This window comes from Streptomyces sp. CBMA123, from assembly GCF_014596465.1.
Classification (GTDB): domain Bacteria; phylum Actinomycetota; class Actinomycetes; order Streptomycetales; family Streptomycetaceae; genus Kitasatospora.
On sequence record NZ_MECK01000005.1, the window covers coordinates 1 to 23,282 of the forward strand.

Sequence of the window (23,282 nt, forward strand, 5' to 3'; positions counted from 1 at the left end):
GGGCGGGGGCACCGGCGGCTGGGCCGCGGCCTCGGGCTGGTGGCCGCCGAACAGGGCGTCCACTCCCACGTACTCGGTGGTCTCGCTGTCCCAGGTGGAGTGCGCCGGGCCGGGCTGCCACTGCGGCTGGGGCTGCTCGGCGCCGCCCCACTGGACCGGGGCCGGAGCCGGGGCGGCCTGCTGCGGCCAGCCGGCCTGCACCGGGGTGTCCCAGCCGGGCTGCACGGGAGGCACCGGGGCCGAGAACGGCGCCGAGGGCACCGGCGTCGGGTAGCCGCCGCCCTGCGGCGGCAGCTGTGGCGGCACGTCGTACGCGGTGACCGGCGGCGGCGCCGCGGCGGGCCGTCCGGCCTGCAGACCGTACGGGTCCTGGCCGTCCTGCTGGGCTCCGTACGCCTCCGCGGCGTACGGGTCCTGGGCGTAGGTGTCGGCCACGTACCAGTCGCCGGACGGCGACTCGGCGCCCGGCCGGCTCTCACCGCGGCCCGGCGGCCGCTCCTCGCTGCGCCCGGTCATGTCACCTCTTCGCTGTCGGGGGAGGCCGGCCCGGCGTTGCGGGGGGTCGGCGGTATCAAGGACCAACCTTCTCATCACTGGCGGTCCGATCCCGGCCATCCGGGCTGCTGGCGCGCGGTGTCTGCGCGGGACCGCCGCCCGTGGAGCCGTTCGGTCCGGGCTTCTCGGCGGTGGCCTCGGCGGTGTCGCCGGCGGTGTCACCCGCGGCGGCGTCCGGGTCGGCGTCCGGGTCGGCGTCCGGGTCGGTGGGCTCGGCCTCGGCGGCGCCCCCCGGGCCGTCCGTGGCCGGGCCGTCGTCGACCGGCTGGTCGCCGTCCTCGTGCGGCCGGCCGCCGTGGCGCTTGCGCTGGCGGACGAAGCGCAGCGCGGCCAGCACCAGCAGCACGGCGGCGCCGGCGAAGACGTACAGCACCCCGTTGGTCACCGAGGTGACCTCGACCGTGAAGGCCTGGGGTTCGCCGTAGGGCCGCGGGTCGGGGCCGCTGGTGTACAGCTGGGCGATCATGGTGACCGGGCCGTTGTTGCGGGCCTCGGCGTTGAAGCGCAGGGTGACGCTCTGCGAGGCAGGGAGGACCAGCTCCTCCGGCCTGCCGACCCACAGCCTGTTCGGCTGGACCGAGGTGAGCCGCAGCTGCAGGTTGGTGACCGTCTGGGTGAGGTCGTTGCGCACGCTGACCTGGATCTGGCCGGTGTTCGCGGCCAGCGTGACCACGTTCTTCTTGGGTACCTGGACGGCGCCGATGAGCTCGCTCAGGTAGGTGGAGACGCCCGTGCGGTAGGGCTCGCCGGCCGGGGCCTGGGTGCGCCACTCGGTGGACAGCGAGCGGACCATGGCCGCGCTGAACGGGCCGCGGACGCGCTGCGGCAGGGTGAGCACCCGCATCAGGGTGTCCAGGTCCTGCTGGATGCCGTCGGTGCGGCTCAGGGCGTCGGCCGGCAGCTCGGAGGCCCGGGCCTGGGTCGGGTAGTCGGCGGGCGACGGGACGGTGGTGTTGGCCTTCGGGTCCGGCGCGGACTGGGCCAGCGCGTCCAGCTTCACCGGGGTCAGCCACTTGTCGGAGGCCGTCTGCAGGGCGCCCGCCAGCACCTTGGCGGTGTTGGCGGTCAGGTCGCGCGGCGGCATGACCAGCAGGCCGCGCTGGTTCTGCGGCTGCTCGTGGGTGATCGCGAAGGTCTCGGCGAGGAAGCGCTGGGTCACCTCGCTCTGGTCCTTCGGGGTGCTCAGGTCCCTCTGGAAGAGCGTGGAGACGGTGTCGTCGGCGACCACGGCGCTCTGCCCGTTGCCGATCGGGCGCACCGCGGTCGGGGTGTAGTTGACCGAGTCCGGCTCCGGCATGCTCGCGCCGTTGGCCAGCACCAGGCTGCTGCCGGCCTGCCGGGCGATGCCGGCGATCTGCTGGTCGAGGTAGCCCTGGTAGGGCCAGGCCACGTCGGAGCGGGTGTCCACGGAGAGCCGGCCCTCGACGGTCAGCCGGCCGGCGGTGGACGCCTTGTTCAGGGCGGTGCCCATGCCGGCGAGGTCCGCGCCGTTGTGCGCGATCGAGGCGAGGTCCGGGTCGGCGTACGGCAGGGCGACGACCTGGTCGCCCTGCTTGGCGACGGCCGCCCGCAGCTTGTTCAGCCAGGCGTCGGCGGCGGCCGAGGCGGGGCGCGGGACGGTGTTGTCCTCGCGGGCGGACTTGCCCGAGGACTCGCTGCCCGGCTTCTGCACCCGGTAGCCCTTGGTCATCGCGAACGCGGCGTCCAGCAGGTCCGGGTCGACCATCCAGGTCAGCCCGTTCAGCTTGGCGCCGGTGTCGACCAGCTCGTACAGCCGGCCGCCCGGCGCGAAGTCGGCGGCCAGGCTGTCGTCGCGCAGCACCGGGACGGTCTGGTCGCCGTCGGTGAAGGTCTGCGCGGCCAGCACCGGCGCGTGCACCAGCGGCCAGAGCGTGGCGACCTTGGTCGGCTGGGCCTCGGTGCTGCCCTGGGTGTAGGGCAGGAAGGTGCGGGCGATGCCCAGGGCCCGGTCGCGCGGGTTGTCGGCGGTCGCGCCCCAGGCGTCCACCGCGAGCTCGTAGACGCCGCTCTCGGACAGCCCGAGGTCGCTCACGGCGACGCTCAGGGCGTACGCCTGGCTCTGGCCCGGGTTCAGCTCGGGCAGGGCGTACTGCGGGCTGTCCAGCTCTATGCCGTCGTCGCCCCTCGGTGCGCTCCTGGTGGCCACGCCCTGGAGTTCGCTGCGCCGCTGGAGGGGCTTGCTGGAGGCCGGCTTGCGGACCGCCGCGTGGGCGCCCTTGAGCGCGGACTTGCCGGAGTTGGTGACGTGGCCGGTGACGGACACCGTGCCGTTCTGGGTGGCGAGCTGCGGGGTGACCGTCTCGATGGTCAGTACCACCGGGTACTCCGCGGTGGCCGCGGCGTCGGCGGCCGGGCTGATGTTGCCGCCGGCCGGCAGCGCCATCGCGGGGGCGGCCGTGAACAGGGCCAGGGCGGCCGCGCAGGCGGCGGCGAGGCGGCGGGCTCGGCCGCGGTGGCGCAGCCCGTCGGTGGGACGCCCGGTGGGACCAGCGGTCCGTCCAGGCTGTCGGTGTGCCCCCAGGCCCGAGTGCCGTGCCGGCTCACTCACTCGTTTCGCCCTCGCCGTTCTGTTCGATCGCTCGCTGCTGATGCTGTCCGTCCGGCGCGGTTGCCGGATGTTCCCTGCTCGACGTTCCTCGCCCGACGCCGTACGCCACCCTGCTGCCGCGGAGGGTTCCGTCGGCACGGCGGCACGCGACACCGCATCCCCGGTTCCGGTGTCCGCGCTTCGTCCACCGGCATGGTAACGATCCAGCCTGGGGTGCAGTGTTGCGGGCTGTGGGGTGAGACGCCCAAAACGCGCGGGCGGTTGACCTTCCGGGGCACGTACCCTTGTGAGCCGTGTCCACTGCCAATGAGCCCACCGCGCGCACCGATCGTTCCAGCACCGACGTCCAGGTCGTCCCAGGCCTGAGCGAGGCCCAGGCCCTGGGGCTGCAAGAGCTGCTGCGGGTGTCGCCGGTCGCCGACGAGATCGCCCGCAGGTTCCAGGCCGCCGGTCACCGGCTGGCCCTGGTCGGCGGCTCGGTGCGGGACGCGCTGCTCGGCCGGCTCGGCAACGACCTGGACTTCACCACCGACGCCCGGCCGCAGCAGGTGCTCAAGCTGGTCAAGGGCTGGGCGGACGCGGTCTGGGACGTGGGCATCGCCTTCGGCACCGTCGGCGCCCGCAAGGACACCGCCGAGGGCTCCTTCCTGATCGAGATCACCACCTACCGCTCCGAGGCGTACGACCGCACCTCCCGCAAGCCCGAGGTGACCTACGGCGACACCATCGAGCAGGACCTGGTCCGCCGGGACTTCACGGTCAACGCGATGGCCGTCGACCTGCCCGGCCGCGGCTTCGTCGACCCGCACCACGGCCTGGAGGACCTGGAGGCCCGGGTGCTGCGCACCCCCGCCACGCCGGAGGAGTCCTTCTCCGACGACCCGCTGCGGATGATGCGGGCCGCCCGCTTCGCCGCCCAGCTGGACTTCGAGCCGGCGCCCGAGGTGGTCGCCGCGATGACCGCGATGGCCGAGCGGATCACCATCGTCTCCGCCGAGCGGGTACAGGCCGAGCTGAACAAGCTGCTGCTGGCCGCGCACCCGGTGAAGGGCCTGCGGCTGCTGACCGACACCGGCCTGGCCGGGTACGTGCTGCCGGAGCTGCCCGCGCTGCAGCTGGAGAGCGACGAGCACCACCGGCACAAGGACGTCTACGAGCACTCGCTGACCGTCCTGGAGCAGGCCATCGACCTGGAGCAGGACGGCCCGGACCTCACCCTGCGGCTGGCCGCGCTGCTGCACGACATCGGCAAGCCGCGCACCCGCCGGTTCGAGACGGACGGCCGGGTCTCCTTCCACCACCACGAGGTGGTCGGCGCCAAGATGACCCGCAAGCGGATGCGCGAGCTCAAGTACTCCAAGGAGCTCACTGAGGACGTCTCGCGCCTGGTCGAGCTGCACCTGCGCTTCCACGGCTACGGCGGCGGCGAGTGGACCGACTCCGCGGTGCGCCGCTACGTCACCGACGCCGGGCCGCTGCTGGAGCGCCTGCACAAGCTGACCCGCTCCGACTGCACCACCCGCAACAAGAAGAAGGCCGCCGCGCTGTCGCGCACCTACGACGGCCTGGAGTCGCGGATCGCCGAGCTGCAGGCGCGGGAGGAGCTGGACGCCATCCGCCCGGCGCTGGACGGCAACCAGATCATGGAGCTGCTCGGGCTGAAGCCGGGCCCGCAGGTCGGCAAGGCGTACAAGCACATGCTCGAACTGCGGCTGGAGCACGGGCCGATGGAGCCCGACGAGGCGGTCGCGGCCCTGCGGGCGTGGTGGGCCGCGCAGCAGGGCTGACCGGGGCGGCGCCCCGCGACGACGGGGCGCCCCACGACGACGAGCGGCGGTCATCTCCTCACCGAGGGGGTGGCCGCCGCTCGCGTCCGGTCAGCTGTTGACGTGCTTCAGGCAGAGCACGTAGTCCAGCGAGGGGAGCTTGGTGTAGGTGCGGGTGTAGGTGCTGTCCGACTTCGGCTGCTTCTGGCAGACCTTCTCGTCCGAGGTGGCGAGGTACTTGAAGACCACCTTGTACTGGGCCTTGGGGTCGGTGCAGGGCAGCACGGTGATCTTCGGGTGGTCGTCGGAGGTCGCGCCGGCGCTGTTCTCGTTGCGCAGGCAGTCACCGACGCCGGCGCTGTCGACGTCGTCCTTGGCCGGGGTGGCGGGCGGCGGCAGGGTGATGCTCGGCATGGTGAAGCTCGGCATCGGCACCAGCGGCGGCGGGGTGTAGCTGTAGGTGGGCATCGGCAGCGGCGACGGCGAGTACGCCGTGGTGTTGGTCGGCGTCGAGGAGCCGATCGGGGTGCCGGGGTCGTTCTTCGGGCCGATCACGCCGGTGACCACCAGGATGCCGGTGGTCAGCAGGGAGACCGGCACCAGCAGCATCGCGATGTGGGGGCGGCTGCCCAGCGGGGTGCCCGGGTCGAGCTGGGGGCCGTGGGTGCCCGGCATGGGCGGTGGCAGCTGCTTGATCCGGCTGTTGGCGCCGAGGTTCAGCAGCAGGGTGATCAGGGTCAGCAGCGGCGAGACCCAGCTCCACCAGCCCTGGACGAGCGTCCGGGCGGACATGTCGCGGACGGTGGCCGTCCCGCAGGTGCGGCAGAAGGGGCCGTGCATCCGCAGCATCCGGAAGGCGACTATCAGGCCCTGGTGGCCGCGGACGGTGGCGCGCACGGCGGGGAAGCCGCCGCAGAACCGGCAGGTCTCGCCGTCCATCGGGGCGGGCTGCGCCTGCCAGCCCGGGACGTTGGGCCCGTAGCCGTACCCGTAGCCGGGCGGCTGGGCGCCGTACGGCTGCTCCGGCGGCGGGGCGCTCGGGTAGCCGTAGCCGGGCGGGGGCGGGGGCGGCGAGCCGTACGGGCCGCCGGCGTACGGGCTGCCGTCACCGGGTGGCGGGCCGTAGGGCATCTGGGGTGGAGGCGGAGCGGACAAGGGGTCCCCCGGGGAAGGTCGGTGGAAGGGTCAGGACTTCTTCACCGGCGGGTAGCCGGTGGTGGTGGGGGTCAGTGGGCCGAGGCAGAGCACGTACCGCTTCTTGTTCCACCGGCGCCCGCTCTTGCCCGAGACGGTGCTGGTGGTCTGCGGGGTCTGCCGGCAGCGGGTCACGTCGGTGGTGTCGGTGAACTTCGACAGCACCTTGTAATTCGCTTTGCGGTCAGTGCAGTTGACGATCGAGATGTCGCGGGAGCCGCTCACCTGGACGCAGTCGCCGGGCTTGGCGCTGCTGACGCTCGGGCCGGCGACGAAGTAGCCGACCGCGAGCGCGACGCAGCCGCCGATCGCACCGACGATCCGCAGCTTGGACCGGATGCCGCGCTTGGCGGGCGGTGCCGGGGATGCCGCGCCGGGCTGGGGGTGGCCGTACGGCCCGGCGGGCGGCTGCTGGCCGTACGGCGCCTGCCCGTAGGGCTGCTGGCCGTACGGCGTTTGTCCGTAGGGCTGTTGGCCGTACGGCGGCTGGGCCTGGGGCGGCGGTCCGTACGGGCCCGGGGCGTACGGCTGCTGGGCGGGTGGCTGCTGCCCGTACGGCGCCTGGGGGTAGGACGGCGGGGGCGGACCGAACCCGGGCGCGGCGGTCTGCGGCGGCCCGTACGGGCCCGTCGGTGTGCTCATCAGTTCGTCCCCCGAGACCGAGTGCTGTCGTTCCGACAGGTTTACGTACCTTAGCGACCGGGTCGGACGCAATCGGTCCGGCGGTCGCACGGGGTTTCGGGACGAGGTGGTTTCGATTCCGCTACCGGGCGGTGTCAGTGGGCGTCGCCGGGGAGCGGCCCGGACCGCCGGGCGGCCCGCAGGTAGAGGACGGCGGTCAGCGCGTACACCACGGCCACCCCGGTGACCACCGTGACCGAGCGGCCGGACAGCGGCAGCACCAGCGCGGTGACCAGGGCGGCGGCCACGAAGGCGACGTTGAACAGCACGTCGTAGATGGCGAAGACCCGGCCGCGGAACTCGTCCTCGACCGACTCCTGCACCACGGTGTCGGCGCAGATCTTGGTGCCCTGGGTGACCACCCCGAGCAGCAGGGCGGCCAGCAGGCAGGGGACCGGGGCGAAGAACAGGCCCAGTGCGGGGACGAAGAGCACCGGGGCGAGCAGGCAGACCGTCATCCAGCCGGCCAGGCCCAGCCGGCGGGTGCACCAGGGGCTGATCAACGCGGCGACGAAGAAGCCGGCGGCCGACAGCCCGACCGCCTGGCCGAGGGTGGCCAGTCCGGCGGCGCTGTCGGCCGGGTCGTTGAAGGTGTACCGGGCGAGCATCACCACGACCACGATCAGCACCCCGTAGCAGAACCGGGCCGCGGTGACGGCGGCCAGCGCGTGCACGGCGGGGCGGCAGTCCCGGACCAGGTGGCGGACGGCGGCGCCGAGTTCGACGGCGGCCCGCACCAGGGCCTGGCCGAGCGCGGGCCGTTCGCCGTGCCGCTCCGGGCCGAGCAGGTCGCGGTCCATCCGGCGGGCGGCCAGCGCGGCCGAGAGGTAGAGCAGTGAGGCGACGGTGACCAGTGCGGCGTCCGCCTTCGGCCCGGGGGCCATCACCTGGTGCAGCAGGAAGCCGAGGCCCCCGCCCAGGGCGGCGGCGACCGTCCCGAGGGTGGGGGAGAGGGCGTTGGCGGTGACCAGCCGGTCCTGCTCGACCACCCGGGGCAGCGCGGCGGACAGCCCGGCCAGGATGAACCGGTTGAGCGCGGTGACCAGCAGCGCCGAGGCGAAGAACAGCCAGGTCGGCGCCTTGGCCAGGAGCAGCGCGCCGGTGCCCAGGCCCAGGCCGAAGCGGGCCAGGTTGCCGAAGTAGAGCACCTGGCGACGGCGCCAACGGTCCAGCAGCACCCCGGCGAACGGGCCGATCACCGAGAACGGCAGCAGCATCACGGCCAGCACCGAGGCGATGTCGGCGGGGGAGGACTGCTTCTCCGGGGAGAAGACCACGTAGGCCGCGAGCGAGACCTGGAAGACGCCGTCGGAGAGTTGGGAGAGCACCCGGGCGGTCAGCAGCCGGCGGAAGTCCCGGCCGCGGAGCAGACCGAGGAGCGTGGCGCGGTGCGCGGACTGGTGGGTGCTGCCGTTCTCGGTGATCGCCACCCGCTCAGGGTGCCATGGAACCGGTCGCCGTTTCACGTGAAACATTCGCCACGGAAACGTGAAGGGCCCACGATCGGATGATCGTGGGCCCTTCGGACGAGCTAGCGGCCAGGAGCGGCCGGCTCAGCTCAGCGCTCGACCTCGCCGCGGATGAACTTCTCGACGTTCTCCTTGGCCTCGTCGTCGAAGTACTGGACCGGCGGGGACTTCATGAAGTACGAGGAGGCCGACAGGATCGGGCCACCGATGCCACGGTCCTTGGCGATCTTCGCGGCGCGGACGGCGTCGATGATGACACCGGCCGAGTTCGGGGAGTCCCAGACCTCGAGCTTGTACTCCAGGTTCAGCGGGACGTCGCCGAACGCGCGACCCTCCAGGCGGACGTAGGCCCACTTGCGGTCGTCCAGCCAGGCCACGTAGTCCGAGGGACCGATGTGGACGTTCCGGGCACCCAGCTCGCGGTCGCGGATCTGCGAGGTGACGGCCTGGGTCTTGGAGATCTTCTTGGACTCCAGGCGCTCGCGCTCGAGCATGTTCTTGAAGTCCATGTTGCCGCCGACGTTCAGCTGCATGGTGCGCTCGAGGATGACACCGCGGTCCTCGAACAGCTTGGCCATCACGCGGTGCGTGATGGTGGCGCCGACCTGGGACTTGATGTCGTCACCGACGATCGGCACGCCGGCCTCGGTGAACTTGTCCGCCCACTCCTTGGTGCCCGCGATGAACACCGGCAGGGCGTTCACGAAGGCGACCTTGGCGTCGATGGCGCACTGGGCGTAGAACTTGGCGGCCTTCTCGGAACCGACGGGCAGGTAGCAGACCAGGACGTCGACCTGCTTGTCCTTGAGGACCTGGACGACGTCGGCCGGAGCCTCGTCCGACTCCTCGATGGTCTCCAGGTAGTACTTGCCCAGGCCGTCGAGGGTGTGGCCGCGCTGGACGGTCACGCCGGTCGGCGGGACGTCGCAGATCTTGATGGTGTTGTTCTCGCTGCTGCCGATGGCGTCGGCCAGGTCGAAGCCGACCTTCTTGGCGTCGACGTCGAAGGCGGCGACGAACTCCACGTCACGGACGTGGTAGTCACCGAACTGGACGTGCATCAGCCCGGGGACCTTGCCGGCCGGGTCGGCGTCCTTGTAGTACTCGACACCCTGCACCAGCGACGCGGCGCAGTTGCCCACGCCCACGATGGCTACGCGAACCGAACCCATTCCGGTTGCTCCCTGTGATCTCATGAGGGCCGTCATGGCCGACGGCACTCGTCCTGCTTCTTCGAATGACTGCTTGTACGGGCGCGAGGCGCCCACTCCTGCCGCGCGGCACGGGGCTGGCGCGGCGTCAGCGCTCCTGGGCGGAGCGCCCCGGGCGGTCGTACGGTGGCCCGGACGGGTCGGGGGACCCGGTCTCCTGGCCACGGCCGTCCGAAGTCGTGTGGGGTACGGCGGTGGTGTTCCCGTCAGCAGCGGGCCCGGGCCGGCCGGTGCGGTTGGCCCGCTCGGTCTCGATCAGCTCGTTGAGCCACCGGACCTCGCGTTCCACCGACTCCAGTCCGTGCCGCTGGAGTTCGACGGTGTAGTCGTCGAACCGTTCGCGGGCGCGGGCCAGCGAGCTGCGCATCCGCTCCAGGCGCTCCTCCAGCCGGCTGCGGCGACCCTCCAGGACGCGCATCCGCACGGCCCGGTCGGTCTGGCCGAAGAAGGCGAAGTGGACGCCGAAGCGCTCGTCCTCCCAGGCGTCCGGACCGGAGTCGGCGAGCAGCTCCTCGAAGCGCTGCTTCCCCTCGGCGGACAGCCGGTAGACGATCTTCGACCGCTTGCCGTTGAGCGCGGTGGCCGGGACGTACTCGACGTCCGGGTTGTCCTCGACCAGGAAACCCTGGGCGACCAGGCTCTTCAGGCACGGGTAGAGCGTTCCGTAGGAGAGCGCCCGCAGCGCTCCGAGCAGGATGTTGAGCCGCTTGCGCAGCTCGTAGCCATGCATCGGGGCGTCATGGAGCAGACCGAGAACGGCGAACTCCAGCACTCCTGAGCGCCTGCCCACTGCCGTCCTCCTCCTCCCTCTCGACCGTCGCTCCGGCCGCTGCATCGGCGGGTATACCGCTTCGATGTATCGGCTCGATATATCGAGAACAGTAAACCGGACCCTCGGAAGGGGCAAGGGGGGCACGCGTGAATGTGATCACAAGCCGACGCGCGGGTGGGCTTGGCAACGGGCGTGTAATGATCTGACGCCGTTTTGCGGTTATTGGCGACTGATGCCCGATTAGTTCGGATTCACTGCTGCGTACGCTGTCGCGTGTGCACGAGGACCAACCTCCGGGGTTAGGGCGGTCCGAGCATCGGACAGGGAACCCTGCCTTCAGGCCGACCAGGCCTGGCGAGGAGTGGCTGGAAACATGAGCGAGCGACGGCGAAGGACGCCCGACCAGGGCGGTGACGGGCAGCAGCCGCCGGGTGGCGGAGGCCGTCGGGGCGGCCCCGGCCCCGACGAACTGGGCTCGGAAGGGATCGGCCGTCGACGCCAGCCGGGGGTCCGGGAGACCGCCCAGCAACCCCGGATGGGCCGTGCCGAGATGCGCAAGGCCGCGCAGAAGAAGGGCAAGGGCGGTGGCCGGCGCGGCGACGCCGCCGCTTCCGCCGCAGCGGCGGCCGGCCCCGGCAAGAAGCGCTTCATCGACTACCCGCGGTTCGGCAAGAGCGGCATCCGGCGCTGGCTGCCCTCCTGGAAGCTGGTGTTCAGCGTCTTCCTGCTGTTCTTCGCCATGGGCGTGGGCGGCGTGTTCTACCTGTACCAGACCACGACAGTCCCGGACCTCAAGGACCTGGTGAAGGAACAGAACACCATCTACTACTGGGCCGACGGCTCGGAGATGACCCGCAAGGGCGACACCAACCGTCAGATCGTCGAACTCGGCGACATCAACCCCACCCTGCAGAACGCCGTCATCTCGGCGGAGAACGAGACCTTCCGCACCGACAGCGGCATCGACCCCAAGGGCATGCTGCGCGCCGTCTACAACATGGCGAAGGGCGGTGAGACCCAGGGCGCCTCGACGATCACCCAGCAGTACGTGAAGAACGCCTACCTGAGCCAGGAACAGACCATCAGCCGCAAGCTGAAGGAGTTCTTCATCACGCTGAAGATCAATCAGCAGAAGAGCAAGGACGACATCCTCAAGGGCTACCTCAACACCAGCTGGTTCGGCCGCAACGCCAACGGCGCCCAGGCCGCGGCCCAGGCGTACTACGGGGTCAACGCCAAGGACCTGAACCTCTGTCAGAGCGCGATGCTGGCCGGACTGCTGAAGGGCGCGAACTACTACGACCCCTCCAAGCCGGCCAACCACGACCGCGCCGTGGAGCGGTGGAAGTGGATCCTGGACCGGATGGTGATCACCCACAACGCCACTGCGGAGGAGCGGGCGAAGTGCACCACCTTCCCCGAGCCGATCGCGCTGAAGCCCAGCACCAACATGAACGGTGAGATCAGCTACCTGGTCGACACCGCCAACCAGTACGTGATGACCACCGACAAGTCGGTCACCCAGCAGATGATCGACAAGGGTGGTCTGAAGATCTACACCACCTTCGAGAAGGACAAGGTCGACGCCCTGAAGAAGGCCGTCGACGACGTCAAGGCCGAGAACCTCGACGCGCAGAAGCGCCCCAACAACGACACCTTCGTCCAGTTCGGCGCCGCCAGCATCCGCCCCGGTGACGGTGCGATGGTCGCGATCTACGGCGGCGACGGCGTGGAGAACGGCCACTTCGACAACAACGCCAACGCCGGCGGTGTCCAGGTCGGCTCGACCTTCAAGCCCTTCGTGCTGGCCACCGCGATGCAGGTCGGTGTGCAGACCGCGAAGGACAGCGACGGCAAGCCGAAGCGGATCAACGCCGACAGCCGCTACCTCGCCGACGACATGTCCGAGATCCGCAAGCCGGACGGCTCGCTGGTGATCGGCGACGACGGCAAGCCCTACCGGCAGAAGAACGAGGACTCCGGCAAGCGCGGCTACGTCTCGCTGCGGCAGGCCATGCAGTGGTCGTACAACGTGCCCTTCGTCCAGCTCAACCAGGACGTCGGCGGCCCCGCGGTGGCCGACATGGCCGTGCAGATGGGCATCAAGCGGGACAGCCTGGCCGACCCGAAGACCGCGACCTTCCCGCTCGGCACCTCCACCATCAGCCCGATCCGGATGGCCACCGGCTACGGCACCCTGGCCGCCAGCGGCAAGGAGGCCGAGCCCTACTCGGTCACCAAGGTCGAGGTGAACGGCACGGAGCGCCCGGGCTTCGGCAAGAAGGACGTCAAGGTGGCGCTGGAGCCGGCCGTCGCCGACAACGTCACCGACGTGCTGGTGAACGTGGCCAAGAACGGTACCGGTACGAAGACCAACAGCCTGGGCCGCCCGGTGGCCGGCAAGACCGGTACCACCGACCAGAACAAGTCGGCCTGGTGGGTCGGCTACACCCCGCAGCTGGTCACCAGCGTCGCGATGTGGCGCGAGGACCCGAGCAAGCACGACCGGGAGTCCCTCAACGGCACCGGCGGCAAGGAGTCCATCCACGGTGGTGACATCCCCACCGACATCTTCACCCGGTACATGAAGGCCGCGCTGGCCAACGAGAAGAAGATGGACTTCCCGACCCCGCAGCCGGTCGGCACCGAGGTGGACTCCTCCGGCGCGCCGTCCACGGTCTCCGCGACCCCCACCCAGACCGCGACGGAGATGCCCAGCGCCCCGGCACAGACCCAGGCGCCGGTCCAGCAGCCGACCCAGCAGCCGACCCAGCCCAGCCAGGGCGGGAACTGCGTGCCGGGCGTGGACTGCCAGCCGACCCCGCCGCCCAGCCACACCCCCAAGCCGTCGACCAGCAACTGCATCCCGCTGGTCAACTGCCCGCCGACCCAGTCGCCGACCGACGGCAGCACATCGGGCGGCAACACCGGCAAGCCGGGCAAGCCGACTCCGAGCGGCACCGGCGGCCCACAGGCCGGCGGAGCGGCCGGGTAGCAGCCCGGTCCGGCCGCTGGGACGGTGAGACGGTAGAACGGCGGTGGCGGTCCTCCTCGGAGGGCCGCCACCGCCGTTTTCGTCACGATTCGCCGCGCACGCCCCACCCGCACCACCGGACCACCGCGGGGTCCTCCTCGTCCCGGCGCACCGGGTGCGGCAGGATGTCCGGCATGACGTCGAGCGATCGTGACGAACCCGCCGGCCCGTACGGGCCCGACGGCGCGGCAGGGCCCCTCCCGGCAGCCGTGGCCACGGCCGTGCCCCCGGTCGACACCGTGGTCGTCCCGGCCGACGAGGACCGGGTGGCGGCGGCCGGCAGCGAGGTGTTCGGCGGCCCGCCCGGGCGGCGGGCGCTGCTCGGCGTCTCCTGGTGGATCCCGGTGCGCGTCCTGGCGCTGGCAGTGATCGTGGTCTCGGCGCTCGGCATGGTGCACAACCTGCCCTGCTACGACCAGGCCTGGTTCCAGCCGGGCTCGCCGCAGTACATCCACGCCTGCTACAGCGACATCCCGCACCTGTACTCCGGCCGCGGCTTCGCGGCCGGGCTGCACCCGTACGTGGACCGGATCCCGGGCACCACGGGGGACCTCCAGTACCTGGAGTACCCGGTGCTGACCGGGCTGTTCATGCAGGTCGCGGCCTGGCTGACGCCCGGCGGCGGCACCGAGCAGGCCCAGGAGCAGTGGTTCTGGGCGATCAACGCCGGCCTGCTGATGGCCTGCGCCGTGGTCGCCGCGGTCGCGCTCTCGCGCACCCACCGCCGCCGCCCCTGGGACGCGATGCTGTTCGCGCTCTCGCCGATCCTGCTGCTCAACGGCACGGTCAACTGGGACCTCCTCGCGGTCGCCCTGGCCGCCGTGGCGATGGCCTGGTGGGCCCGCTCCCGGCCGGGCTGGGCCGGCGTCTTCATCGGCCTGGCCACCGCCGCCAAGCTCTACCCGCTGCTGCTGATCGGCCCGCTGCTGGTGCTCTGCTGGCGGGCCGGGAAGTGGCGCGAGTTCCGGGTGGTGCTCGGCGGCGCGGTCGGCTCCTGGCTGCTGGTCAACCTGCCGATCATGCTGGCCAACTGGCAGGGCTGGTCGACCTTCTACGTCTTCAGCAAGCACCGCGGCGAGGACTACGGCTCGTTCTGGCTGATCCTGATGCAGAACCGCGGGGTGGGGCTGGCCGACCTCGACCTCTACATCGGCGTGCTGATGGTGCTGGGCTGCGCGGCCATAGCGTGGCTCGGCCTCGCGGCGCCCCGCCGGCCGCGGTTCGCGCAGCTGGCCTTCCTGGTGGTCGCGCTGTTCGTGCTGGTCAACAAGGTGTACTCGCCGCAGTACGCGCTCTGGCTGCTGCCGCTCGCGGCGCTGGCCCGGCCGCGCTGGCGGGACCTGCTGATCTGGCAGGCCTGCGAGGTGCTGTACACCCTGGGCATCTGGTCCCACCTGGGCTTCGTCACCGGGCCCAAGCAGCACGGGATCGGCGAGCCCTGGTACCACTTCGCGATCGCGCTGCACCTGCTCGGCACGCTCTACCTGGTGGTGCTGGTGGTCCGGGACGCCCTGTACCCGGACCGCGACCCGGTCCGCTGGGACGGCACCGACGACCCCTCCGGCGGGGTGCTCGACCACGCCCCGGACGTGGTCACCCTGGGCGCCGCCCGACGGCTGCACGAGGAGGAGAGCTACGCCGGATACGCGCCGGCCGGCCCCTTCGATCACTGGCTGGAGGAGCCAGGAGCCGAGGAGCCGGCCGAGCGGAAGCCGTAACCGCGAGCCGAGCGTCACCCAGGGGTGCTCAGCGGTCCACCACGCGGTCGAAGTGCGTGGTGGTGTGCCGGACCTGGAGGCCCAGCTCCTCACCGATCGCTGGGGGCGCGGTCTCCCCGTCCAGGAACAGCAGCGAGACCTGCATGTGCGGCGGCTCGGCGAACCAGAGCTGCTTGCCCGCCCAGTGGAACGGCGACTTGGTCTTGTTGACGGTCGCCAGGCCGGCCCGGGCGATGCCCTTGGCGCGCGCGCCCATGCTGGCCACGTACTTGGGGGCCTCCAGGCCGATGCCGTGCGCGGTGCCGCCGGCCACCACCAGGATGTGGCCGTCCGAGGGCGCCGGGTGCTGGCGGTAGCCGTAGCGGTCGCCCTTCTTCACCGGGGTGACGTCCAGCACCGTGGCCCGGACCTCCAGCGCGCCGTGGTCGCCCAGCCAGAGCCGGGTGCCGATCCGGGCCCGGAAGACGGTGTCCGGGTAGCGCTGGGCGAGCTGGTCCATGCCGGCCGCGCCGAGGTGGCTGACGAAGACGGTGTGCACCGGGATGCCGGCCGCCTTCGCGGTGTCCACCCAGTGGACGACCTCCTCGACCGGGCTGGAGCCGTCCGGCCGGTCCATCGGCAGGTGCAGGGCGAGGCCCTCGAAGGAGACGCCGTCCAGCTCGGCGGCGACGGTGCGCAGGTCGGCCGCGCTCACGCCGTGCCGGCGCATGGTGGTCATGCACTCCAGCACCACCCGGGCGCCGTGCAGCGAGCGCAGCGCGTCCACGCTGGCGACCGTCCGGATCACCCGGGCGTGCGGCAGCGGGAGCACCTCCTCACCGACCCGGTAGGGGGTGAGCACCAGCAGCTCGCCGCCGTACCACTCGGCGGCGTCGGCCGCCTCGTAGGCGGTGCCGACGGCCAGCACACCGGTGCCGAGCAGTGTCGCCTCCTCGGCCAGCCGGTGGTTGCCCAGGCCGTAGCCGTTCCCCTTGGCGACGGGCACCAGGCCGGGGAACTCGGCCAGGACGGAGCGCTGGTGGGTGCGCCAGCGTTCGGTGTCGAGGTAGAGCGACAGCGTCATCGGGGCAGCCTCCTCAGCGGCGGGACATGTAGAGGTCGAGGGCCTTGTGCAGCAGCTTGTTCAGCGGGAAGTCCCACTCGCCGAGGTACTCGGCCGCCTGGCCGCCGGTGCCGACCTTGAACTGGATCAGGCCGAACAGGTGGTCGTTCTCGTCCAGGGTGTCGCTGATGCCGCGCAGGTCGTACACGCCGCCGCCGAGGGCGTAGGCGTCGCGCATCATCCGCCACTGGATCGCGTTCGAGGGCTTGACCTCGCGCTTGTGGTTGGCCGAGGCGCCGTAGGAGTACCAGACGTGCTCGCCGACCACCAGCATCGTGGTCGAGGCCAGCGGCTCGCCCTCGTGGTAGGCGATGTAGAGCCGCATCCGGTTCGGGTCCTCGGAGTTGAGGGCGTTCCACATGCGCTGGAAGTAGGCCAGCGGGCGCGGGGTGAACTTGTCGCGCTCGGCGGTGACCAGGTAGAGCTGGTGGAAGATCGGCAGCTCGTCGTAGCCGCCCTGGACCACCTCGACGCCGCTCTTCTCGGCCTTCTTGATGTTGCGGCGCCAGAGCTGGTTGAAGCCCTTCTGGATGTCGTCCAGCGAGCGGTTGGCCAGCGGCACCTGGTACACGTAGCGCGGCTGGACGTCGCCGAAGCCCGCGCCGCCGTCCTCGCCCTGCAGCCAGCCGGCCTTGCGCAGCCGGTCGGCCACCTCGAAGGCGCGCGCCTCGTACCAGTCGGCCTCGATGTCGCGCAGGCGCTTGGCCTGCTTGGCGGCGATGGCCTCCTTGATGGTGGGGGCGTTCCAGCGGCGGATGACCACCGGCGGGCCCATCTTCACCGAGAAGGCGCCCTGCGACTTCAGGTGGGCCAGCATCGGGGAGAGCCAGCGGTCCAGGTCCCGGTCGAACCAGTCGATCACCGGGCCCTCGGGCAGGTAGGCGAGGTAGCGCTTGACCTTCGGCAGCTGGCGGTAGAGGACCAGGCCCGCGCCGACCAGCTGGTTGTGCTCGTCGAACCAGCCGATCGACTCGGAACGCCACTCGGCCTTCACGTCACCCCAGGCCGGCACCTGCATGTGGCTGGCCGAGGCGCGGCTCCTGATGAAGGCGAGGTGCTCCTCGCGGGTGATCGTCCTCAGGCGCAGGCTCATGTGCTCGGTGCTCCTCGTCGGTCGGGCTGCGGTGGGCCCCAGGTTCTCGGGCTGACCTTATCGTCCGGGGCCCGGGCGCCCACCGGTGCGGGCACGACGGCGCCCCCGTCGGGTACCTGTCTCCTGCAGATACGCGACGGGGGCGCCGAGGGTTCCTGGGCCGGGTGCTCAGCCCCAGAGGCCGCCCCGGGCGATGCCGAGGTAGAAGCCGATCGCGGAGGCGCCGAGCGTGATCATCAGGACGAAGCGTTCGGCGGTGGTGACCGAGACGAACATGCCCCACAGGCCCGTGACGATCCCGGCCAGGCCGGTCCACGAGGTCAGCAGGTGCAGGTTGTGGAAGAACGAGGTGGTGAAGGCGATCACACCCAGGACGGCCGTCAGGGCCACCAGGGTGTTCTCGCGGGGGTGCGGGTGGCCGTCGGTGTTCAGCGTGAGGGCGGGCATGCGGTGGACGGACTGGGCCATGAGTCCCACCTCCTGGCGTGGAGACGAACGGGCAGGAATCCCGTTCCGTCCAGATTGCGGCGGTTGGGTCCGTCTCACAACCCCTATGCGTTTTGTTCGGCCGTCCGGGTGCAGGTAGGCTGTGCCGTCTGCACTGGTGTAGTTGTGCCCCCTTGCGCCCTCTTACGGGTGCCGCCCCTCCGGGGCGGGCGGGGCCCGACTGTCGGACCCGGCCGCTACGGTGGCCGGAGTCGTCACCTCACCGGTGCCGACGCTACGCACAACCCTCCTGCCACGGAGAGACCGTGGCCGCTGAGTCCAAAGGAGGTGGGTTACTCATGCGTCACTACGAGCTGATGGTCATCCTCGACCCGTCGGTCGAGGAGCGCGCTGTCTCCCCCCTGATCGAGAACTTCCTCACCGTCGTCCGCAACGGCGGCGGCAAGGTCGAGAAGGTCGACACCTGGGGTCGTCGCCGTCTGGCTTACGAGATCAACAAGCAGTCCGAGGGCATCTACTCGGTCATCGACCTCAAGGCCACGCCTGAGGTCGTCAAGGAGCTCGACCGCCAGATGGGCCTGAGCGAGTCGGTTCTGCGGACCAAGGTCCTGCGCCCGGACACCCACTGAGCCACCTCTGAGGCCTTCGGGTCTCGGGTAGCTCGCGTCCGCTGTTTCACGTGAAACAGCGGTGAACGGACATCTTCCCGAGAGGTCATCACCACCATGGCAGGCGAGACCGTCATCACCCTCGTCGGCAATCTCGTCGACGACCCCGAGCTGCGCTTCACCCCGTCGGGTGCGGCGGTCGCGAAGTTCCGCATCGCGTCCACCCCCCGCACCTTCGACCGCCAGACGAACGAGTGGAAGGACGGCGAGAGCCTCTTCCTCACGTGCAACGTCTGGCGGCAGCCGGCGGAGAACGTGGCCGAGTCGCTGCAGCGCGGCATGCGCGTCATCGTGCAGGGCCGACTGCGCCAGCGGTCTTACGAGACCAAGGAAGGCGAGAAGCGGACGGTCTTCGAGGTCGAGGTCGACGAGGTCGGCCCGAGCCTGCGGTCGGCGACCGCGAAGGTCACCCGGGCCAACCGGTCCGGCGCCCCCGGTGGCGGCTTCGGCGGCCAGCAGGGTGGCGGCCAGGGCGGTTGGAACGGCGGAGGCGGCCAGCAGGGCGGCGGCGGCAGCTGGGGTGGAAACTCCGGCGGCGGCGGCCAGTCCGGCCCCTCCGACGACCCGTGGGCGTCCAGCGCTCCGTCCGGTGGAAACCAGGGCGGCGGCGGCTGGGGCGGCGCCCCGTCCGGTGGCGGTTTCTCGGAAGAGCCTCCGTTCTAAGAGCTGACAGATTTCGTGCGGCCCGGCCGCAGGCGTCTTCGGACGCCGGCCGGGCCGTGAACCCCAAATGGAGCACACCATGGCGAAGCCGCCTGCTCGCAAGCCGAAGAAGAAGGTTTGCGTCTTCTGCAAGGACAAGGTCAACTACGTTGACTACAAGGACACGAACCTGCTGCGGAAGTACATCTCCGACCGCGGAAAGATCCGTGCCCGCCGGGTCACCGGCAACTGCACCCAGCACCAGCGTGACGTCGCCACGGCCGTGAAGAACAGCCGTGAGATGGCGCTGCTGCCCTACACCAGCACCGCGCGCTAAGAGAGGGTGACCGAGTAATGAAGATCATCCTCACGCACGAGGTCCCGGGTCTGGGCTCCGCCGGCGAGGTCGTCGAGGTCAAGGACGGCTACGCCCGCAACTACCTGGTCCCGCGTGGCTACGCCATCCGCTGGACCAAGGGTGGCCAGAAGGACGTCGACGCCATCCGTCGCGCCCGCAAGATCCACGCGATCCAGACCCTCGACGCCGCCAACGACGTCAAGGGCAAGCTCGAGGGCGTCCAGGTCAAGCTGGCCGTTCGCTCGGGCGACGCCGGCCGTCTGTTCGGCTCGGTGACCCAGGCTGACGTCGTCGAGGCCATCAAGGCCGCCGGCGGCCCGGCCGTGGACAAGCGCGCCGTCGCGATCGCCTCGCCGATCAAGACCGTGGGCACCCACAAGGTCTCGGTCAAGCTGCACTCGGACGTCGTGGCCAACCTCGACGTCGCCGTCGTGGCTGCCTGAGTTCCGTAGCAGTGGCCTGAGGGCCGGACTCCCCCCGGGGAGTCCGGCCCTCGGTCGTTTCCTCAGCCTCTGACGGCTCCGGTGACCAGCCATCGGCCGCCGCGGGCGCGGCCGACCAGGAAGACCGCGCGGACCAGCATGAACAGGTTCATCGCCCACCACAGCCCGACCAGCCCGGTGCCGGTGGCCGGCACCGCGAAGGCCGCCGGGGTGAACACCGCCAGGGTGGCCAGCGCCGCCCAGGCGAGGTAGGGGCCGTCCCCGGCGCCCATCAGCACGCCGTCCAGCACGAAGACCAGGCCGGCCACCGGCTGGCTGAGCGCGAGCAGCAGCAGGGCCGTGTGCAGGTGGCCCTGGACCACCGGGTCGGGCGTGAACAGCGGTACGTAGAGCGGGCGGGCGAGTACCACCAGCAGGCCGAGCACCACCCCGGAGCCCAGGCCCCACTCGACCATCCGCCGGGTGGCCGTTCGGGCGCCCGGGACGTCCGAGGCGCCCAGGTAGCGGCCGATGATGGCCTGCCCGGCGATCGCGATGGCGTCCAGCGCGAAGGCCAGGAAGCTGAACAGCGTCATGGCGATCTGGTGCGCGGCCACCTGGTCGTCGCCGAGCCGGGCGGCCACCGCGGTGGCGATCATCAGCACCGCGCGCAGGCTGACCGTGCGCACCAGCAGCGGGCCGCCCGCCCTGGCGCCGGCCCGGATGCCGGCCGGGTCCGGCCGCAGCGAGGCCCGCTCCCGGCGGGCGCCGCGGACCACCACGACCAGGTAGACGGCGGCCATCCCGGTCTGGGCCAGCACGGTGCCCCAGGCGGAGCCGGCCACCCCGAGGCCGGCTCCGTACACCAGGCCGACGTTCAGGCCGATGTTGGCGGTGAAGCCCGCGACGGCCACCACCAGCGGGGTCCGGGTGTCCTGGAGGCCGCGCAGCACGCCGGTGGCGGCCAGCACCAGGAGCATCGCCGGGATGCCCAGCGAGCTGATCCGCAGGTACGTCACGGCGTACGGCGCCGCGGTCGGCGAGGCGCCCAGCAGCCCGGCCGCCCAGGGGGCCAGCAGCAGGGTGAGCAGGACCACCGGGACGGCCAGGCCGAGCGCCAGCCAGAGGCCGTCGACGCCCTGCTGGACGGCGCCCCGGCGGTCCCCGGCGCCGATCCGGCGGGCCACCGCGGCGGTGGTGGCGTAGGCGAGGAAGACGAACACCCCGGTCGCGGTGGTGAGGGCGGCGGAGGCGACGCCGACCCCGGCGAGCTGGGGGGTGCCGAGGTGGCCGACGATCGCGGAGTCTGCCATCAGGAACAGCGGCTCGGCGACCAGGGCGCCGAAGGCGGGCACCGCCAGGGCGAGGATCTCGCGGTCGTGGCTGCGTCTGGAGGGCTCGCAGGGGGCGGTGCTCATGCGCTCCAGGGTACTCATCCACAGGTAATGGGCCAATGGCGCCTCAGAGTATTACTCGAAACTGTGAGCGGCGAGCTCTGTCCGGTCCGTGTCCACGGCCGTTCGGCGGTGTGTGAAGAATTTCTCATGCACAGGCCCCGGAAGGGGTAAGCGCAGGTCAATGGGTTGACGATGGACCGATCATCCGGTTATCCACAGGAGCTTCCACAGGGGCGTCCACAGCTTTGCGGCAGTTCTCCACAGCCGAGGGCCGCTCGTCCACACCCCCTGTGGATAACCGCCTTGGCGCGAGGGCGTCCGGCGCCTTAGCGTGGGCTCTCCACCCGACACTCCCACCCACCCCGGCGTCCGATTTGTCGGTGCCGTGGCGTACAAAAGGAGCGGCTCCGCTCCACCCAGCCACCGGCAAGGCCCGCTCCAACTTCGCACCACTCGCTGATCGGGGAACACGCGTGACCGGCCCCCAGTACGACGACCACGACGCCCCGCCGCCGGAGGAGGACTGGCAGAACGCCGAGGACCCCTTCCCGGCCGCCGCCTTCGACGACGCCCCCTTCCCGGACGGCCCCGGCGACCGGCTGCCGGTCTCCCGCAACCGCGGCGGCCAGGGCGGCGGCGGGCAGGGCGGCGGCGGGCAGGGCGGCGGCCGCGGCGAGGGCTTCCGCAAGGGTGGAGCCGACTTCGCCAACGGGAGGGGCGGGAAGAGCGGCAAGGGCCGGGACGACCGCGACCGCCGGGACGACGAGGGCCAGGGCGGCGTCGACGGCTTCGAGCGCGTCCCCCCGCAGGACCTCGCCGCCGAGCAGTCCGTGCTGGGCGGCATGCTGCTGTCCAAGGACGCCATCGCCGACGTGGTCGAGGTGCTCAAGCCGGCCGACTACTACCGGCCCGCGCACGAGATGGTCCACGGTGCGATCCTCGACCTCTACGCCCGCGGCGAGCCGGCCGACCCGATCACCGTGGCCGGCGAGCTCACCAAGCGCGGCGAGCTGCAGCGCGTCGGCGGCGCCTCCTACCTGCACACCCTGGTCAACTCCGTCCCGACCGCGGCCAACGCCGAGTACTACGCCCAGATCGTCCACGAGCGCGCCGTGCTGCGCCGCCTGGTCGAGGCCGGCACCCGGATCGCCGGCATGGGCTACGCGGCCGAGGGCGACGTGGACGAGATCGTCAACGCCGCCCAGGCGGAGATCTACGCCGTCACCGAGCAGCGCACCAACGAGGACTACGCGCCGCTCGCCGACATCATGGAGGGCGCCCTCGACGAGATCGAGGCGATCGGCTCCCGCAACGGCCAGATGTCCGGCGTGCCGACCGGTTTCGCCGACTTCGACCAGCTCACCAACGGGCTGCACCCCGGCCAGATGATCGTCATCGCGGCCCGTCCCGCCATGGGTAAGTCCACCCTCGCGCTGGACTTCGCGCGCGCCTGCTCGATCCAGCACAAGCTGCCGAGCGTGATCTTCTCGCTCGAAATGGGCCGCAACGAGATCGCCATGCGCCTGCTCTCCGCCGAGGCCCGGGTCGCGCTGCACCACATGCGCTCCGGGAACATGACGGACGACGACTGGACCAGGGTCGCCCGCCGGATGCCCGACGTCAGCGAGGCGCCGCTGTTCATCGACGACTCGCCGAACCTGTCGATGATGGAGATCCGCGCCAAGTGCCGCCGGCTCAAGCAGCGCAACGACATCAAGCTGGTCGTCATCGACTACCTCCAGCTGATGCAGTCCGGCGGCTCCCGCCGGGCCGAGAACCGCCAGCAGGAGGTCTCGGACATGTCCCGAAACCTCAAGCTGCTGGCCAAGGAGCTGGAAGTGCCGGTCATCGCGCTGTCCCAGCTGAACCGTGGCCCCGAGCAGCGCACCGACAAGCGGCCGATGGTCTCCGACCTGCGCGAGTCCGGCTCGATCGAGCAGGACGCCGACATGGTCATCCTGCTGCACCGCGAGGACGCGTACGAGAAGGAGTCCCCGCGCGCGGGCGAGGCCGACCTGATCGTCGCCAAGCACCGTAACGGCCCGACCGCCACCATCACGGTGGCCTTCCAGGGCCACTACTCGCGCTTCGTCGACATGACCCGGGACTGACCCTCCGACCGCCCCGGGCGGGGCGGCCGGTCACCGGTGCGGCCCCACCGGCCGGGGCGCCCGCGACAGTCCC

Annotated in this window: 18 protein-coding genes and 1 pseudogene; 8 read left to right on the forward strand and 11 right to left on the reverse strand. The window is 71.4% G+C overall.

What is annotated here, in order from left to right; genetic code table 11:
- Both BG452_RS02195 and BG452_RS02200 read right to left on the reverse strand, forming a co-directional pair.
- A pseudogene (locus tag BG452_RS02195) lies at positions 1 to 516 on the reverse strand (hypothetical protein); the annotation flags it as partial.
- 55 nt (positions 517 to 571) lie between these two features.
- On the reverse strand, positions 572 to 3,124 hold the full coding sequence (locus tag BG452_RS02200; protein WP_188302409.1) for a DUF6049 family protein: 2,553 nt from the start codon (positions 3,122 to 3,124) through the stop codon (positions 572 to 574).
- Between the two features lie 362 nt (positions 3,125 to 3,486).
- On the opposite strand from BG452_RS02200, the gene BG452_RS02205 reads away from it, so the two are divergent.
- Positions 3,487 to 4,911, forward strand: coding sequence for a CCA tRNA nucleotidyltransferase (locus tag BG452_RS02205; protein WP_188302430.1), 1,425 nt, complete (start codon positions 3,487 to 3,489; stop codon positions 4,909 to 4,911).
- Between the two features lie 90 nt (positions 4,912 to 5,001).
- On the opposite strand, the gene BG452_RS02210 is transcribed toward BG452_RS02205, so the two are convergent.
- The 5 genes from BG452_RS02210 to BG452_RS02230 form a co-directional block, all read right to left on the reverse strand.
- Positions 5,002 to 6,021: a hypothetical protein gene (locus tag BG452_RS02210; RefSeq protein WP_188302410.1), complete on the reverse strand. Its 1,020-nt coding sequence runs from the start codon at positions 6,019 to 6,021 to the stop codon at positions 5,002 to 5,004.
- A 54-nt stretch (positions 6,022 to 6,075) separates the two neighbouring features.
- Positions 6,076 to 6,726 (reverse strand): hypothetical protein, encoded by a 651-nt coding sequence (locus BG452_RS02215; RefSeq protein WP_188302411.1) that lies wholly within the window; start codon positions 6,724 to 6,726, stop codon positions 6,076 to 6,078.
- Positions 6,727 to 6,860: 134 nt separating this feature from the next.
- The gene (locus BG452_RS02220; RefSeq protein ID WP_317620864.1) at positions 6,861 to 8,195 is read right to left on the reverse strand and encodes an MFS transporter; all 1,335 of its coding nucleotides are present in this window, start codon (positions 8,193 to 8,195) and stop codon (positions 6,861 to 6,863) included.
- A 128-nt stretch (positions 8,196 to 8,323) separates the two neighbouring features.
- Complete coding sequence (locus tag BG452_RS02225) at positions 8,324 to 9,406, reverse strand: inositol-3-phosphate synthase (protein WP_188302413.1); 1,083 nt, start codon at positions 9,404 to 9,406, stop codon at positions 8,324 to 8,326.
- A gap of 127 nt (positions 9,407 to 9,533) precedes the next feature.
- Positions 9,534 to 10,235, reverse strand: a complete 702-nt coding sequence (locus BG452_RS02230) for a PadR family transcriptional regulator (RefSeq protein WP_188302414.1) — start codon at positions 10,233 to 10,235, stop codon at positions 9,534 to 9,536.
- A gap of 355 nt (positions 10,236 to 10,590) precedes the next feature.
- Between BG452_RS02230 and BG452_RS02235 the strand changes: the two genes are divergently transcribed.
- Both BG452_RS02235 and BG452_RS02240 read left to right on the forward strand, forming a co-directional pair.
- On the forward strand, positions 10,591 to 13,212 hold the full coding sequence (locus BG452_RS02235; protein WP_188302415.1) for a transglycosylase domain-containing protein: 2,622 nt from the start codon (positions 10,591 to 10,593) through the stop codon (positions 13,210 to 13,212).
- A 173-nt stretch (positions 13,213 to 13,385) separates the two neighbouring features.
- Positions 13,386 to 14,969, forward strand: coding sequence for a glycosyltransferase family 87 protein (locus BG452_RS02240; protein ID WP_188302416.1), 1,584 nt, complete (start codon positions 13,386 to 13,388; stop codon positions 14,967 to 14,969).
- Positions 14,970 to 14,997: 28 nt separating this feature from the next.
- Here BG452_RS02240 and BG452_RS02245 read toward each other — a convergent pair whose 3' ends face one another.
- The 3 genes from BG452_RS02245 to BG452_RS02255 form a co-directional block, all read right to left on the reverse strand.
- On the reverse strand, positions 14,998 to 16,032 hold the full coding sequence (locus BG452_RS02245; RefSeq protein ID WP_188302417.1) for an alanine racemase: 1,035 nt from the start codon (positions 16,030 to 16,032) through the stop codon (positions 14,998 to 15,000).
- Between the two features lie 13 nt (positions 16,033 to 16,045).
- Positions 16,046 to 17,164: a lipid II:glycine glycyltransferase FemX gene (locus BG452_RS02250; protein ID WP_188302418.1), complete on the reverse strand. Its 1,119-nt coding sequence runs from the start codon at positions 17,162 to 17,164 to the stop codon at positions 16,046 to 16,048.
- A 168-nt stretch (positions 17,165 to 17,332) separates the two neighbouring features.
- Positions 17,333 to 17,632: a hypothetical protein gene (locus BG452_RS02255; RefSeq protein WP_188302419.1), complete on the reverse strand. Its 300-nt coding sequence runs from the start codon at positions 17,630 to 17,632 to the stop codon at positions 17,333 to 17,335.
- A gap of 317 nt (positions 17,633 to 17,949) precedes the next feature.
- On the opposite strand from BG452_RS02255, the gene rpsF reads away from it, so the two are divergent.
- The 4 genes from rpsF to rplI all read left to right on the forward strand — a co-directional run bounded on the left by rpsF (position 17,950) and on the right by rplI (position 19,722).
- The gene (gene rpsF, locus BG452_RS02260) at positions 17,950 to 18,240 is read left to right on the forward strand and encodes a 30S ribosomal protein S6 (protein WP_188302420.1); all 291 of its coding nucleotides are present in this window, start codon (positions 17,950 to 17,952) and stop codon (positions 18,238 to 18,240) included.
- Positions 18,241 to 18,336: 96 nt separating this feature from the next.
- Positions 18,337 to 18,942, forward strand: coding sequence for a single-stranded DNA-binding protein (locus BG452_RS02265; RefSeq protein ID WP_188302421.1), 606 nt, complete (start codon positions 18,337 to 18,339; stop codon positions 18,940 to 18,942).
- A 79-nt stretch (positions 18,943 to 19,021) separates the two neighbouring features.
- Positions 19,022 to 19,258, forward strand: coding sequence for a 30S ribosomal protein S18 (rpsR, locus tag BG452_RS02270; protein ID WP_030059640.1), 237 nt, complete (start codon positions 19,022 to 19,024; stop codon positions 19,256 to 19,258).
- 17 nt (positions 19,259 to 19,275) lie between these two features.
- Entirely contained in the window at positions 19,276 to 19,722 is a 447-nt protein-coding gene (rplI, locus tag BG452_RS02275) for a 50S ribosomal protein L9 (protein ID WP_188302422.1), read from the forward strand.
- Positions 19,723 to 19,784: 62 nt separating this feature from the next.
- Here rplI and BG452_RS02280 read toward each other — a convergent pair whose 3' ends face one another.
- Positions 19,785 to 21,119 carry an MATE family efflux transporter gene (locus BG452_RS02280; protein WP_188302423.1) on the reverse strand — a complete coding sequence of 445 codons (1,335 nt, stop codon included), beginning with the start codon at positions 21,117 to 21,119 and terminating at the stop codon, positions 19,785 to 19,787.
- 578 nt (positions 21,120 to 21,697) lie between these two features.
- Between BG452_RS02280 and dnaB the strand changes: the two genes are divergently transcribed.
- Entirely contained in the window at positions 21,698 to 23,209 is a 1,512-nt protein-coding gene (dnaB, locus tag BG452_RS02285; RefSeq protein ID WP_188302431.1) for a replicative DNA helicase, read from the forward strand.
- Positions 23,210 to 23,282: the final 73 nt, after the last annotated feature.

Coding starts and splice junctions, on each gene's coding strand:
- BG452_RS02210 (WP_188302410.1), bottom strand. CDS start 6,021: ATGCCCTACGGCCCGCCACCCGGTGACGGCAGCCCGTACGCCGGCGGC.
- BG452_RS02215 (WP_188302411.1), bottom strand. CDS start 6,726: ATGAGCACACCGACGGGCCCGTACGGGCCGCCGCAGACCGCCGCGCCC.
- BG452_RS02225 (WP_188302413.1), bottom strand. CDS start 9,406: ATGGGTTCGGTTCGCGTAGCCATCGTGGGCGTGGGCAACTGCGCCGCG.
- BG452_RS02235 (WP_188302415.1), top strand. CDS start 10,591: ATGAGCGAGCGACGGCGAAGGACGCCCGACCAGGGCGGTGACGGGCAG.
- BG452_RS02240 (WP_188302416.1), top strand. CDS start 13,386: ATGACGTCGAGCGATCGTGACGAACCCGCCGGCCCGTACGGGCCCGAC.
- BG452_RS02245 (WP_188302417.1), bottom strand. CDS start 16,032: ATGACGCTGTCGCTCTACCTCGACACCGAACGCTGGCGCACCCACCAG.
- BG452_RS02250 (WP_188302418.1), bottom strand. CDS start 17,164: ATGAGCCTGCGCCTGAGGACGATCACCCGCGAGGAGCACCTCGCCTTC.
- BG452_RS02255 (WP_188302419.1), bottom strand. CDS start 17,632: ATGGCCCAGTCCGTCCACCGCATGCCCGCCCTCACGCTGAACACCGAC.
- rpsF (WP_188302420.1), top strand. CDS start 17,950: ATGCGTCACTACGAGCTGATGGTCATCCTCGACCCGTCGGTCGAGGAG.
- BG452_RS02265 (WP_188302421.1), top strand. CDS start 18,337: ATGGCAGGCGAGACCGTCATCACCCTCGTCGGCAATCTCGTCGACGAC.
- rpsR (WP_030059640.1), top strand. CDS start 19,022: ATGGCGAAGCCGCCTGCTCGCAAGCCGAAGAAGAAGGTTTGCGTCTTC.
- rplI (WP_188302422.1), top strand. CDS start 19,276: ATGAAGATCATCCTCACGCACGAGGTCCCGGGTCTGGGCTCCGCCGGC.
- BG452_RS02280 (WP_188302423.1), bottom strand. CDS start 21,119: ATGAGCACCGCCCCCTGCGAGCCCTCCAGACGCAGCCACGACCGCGAG.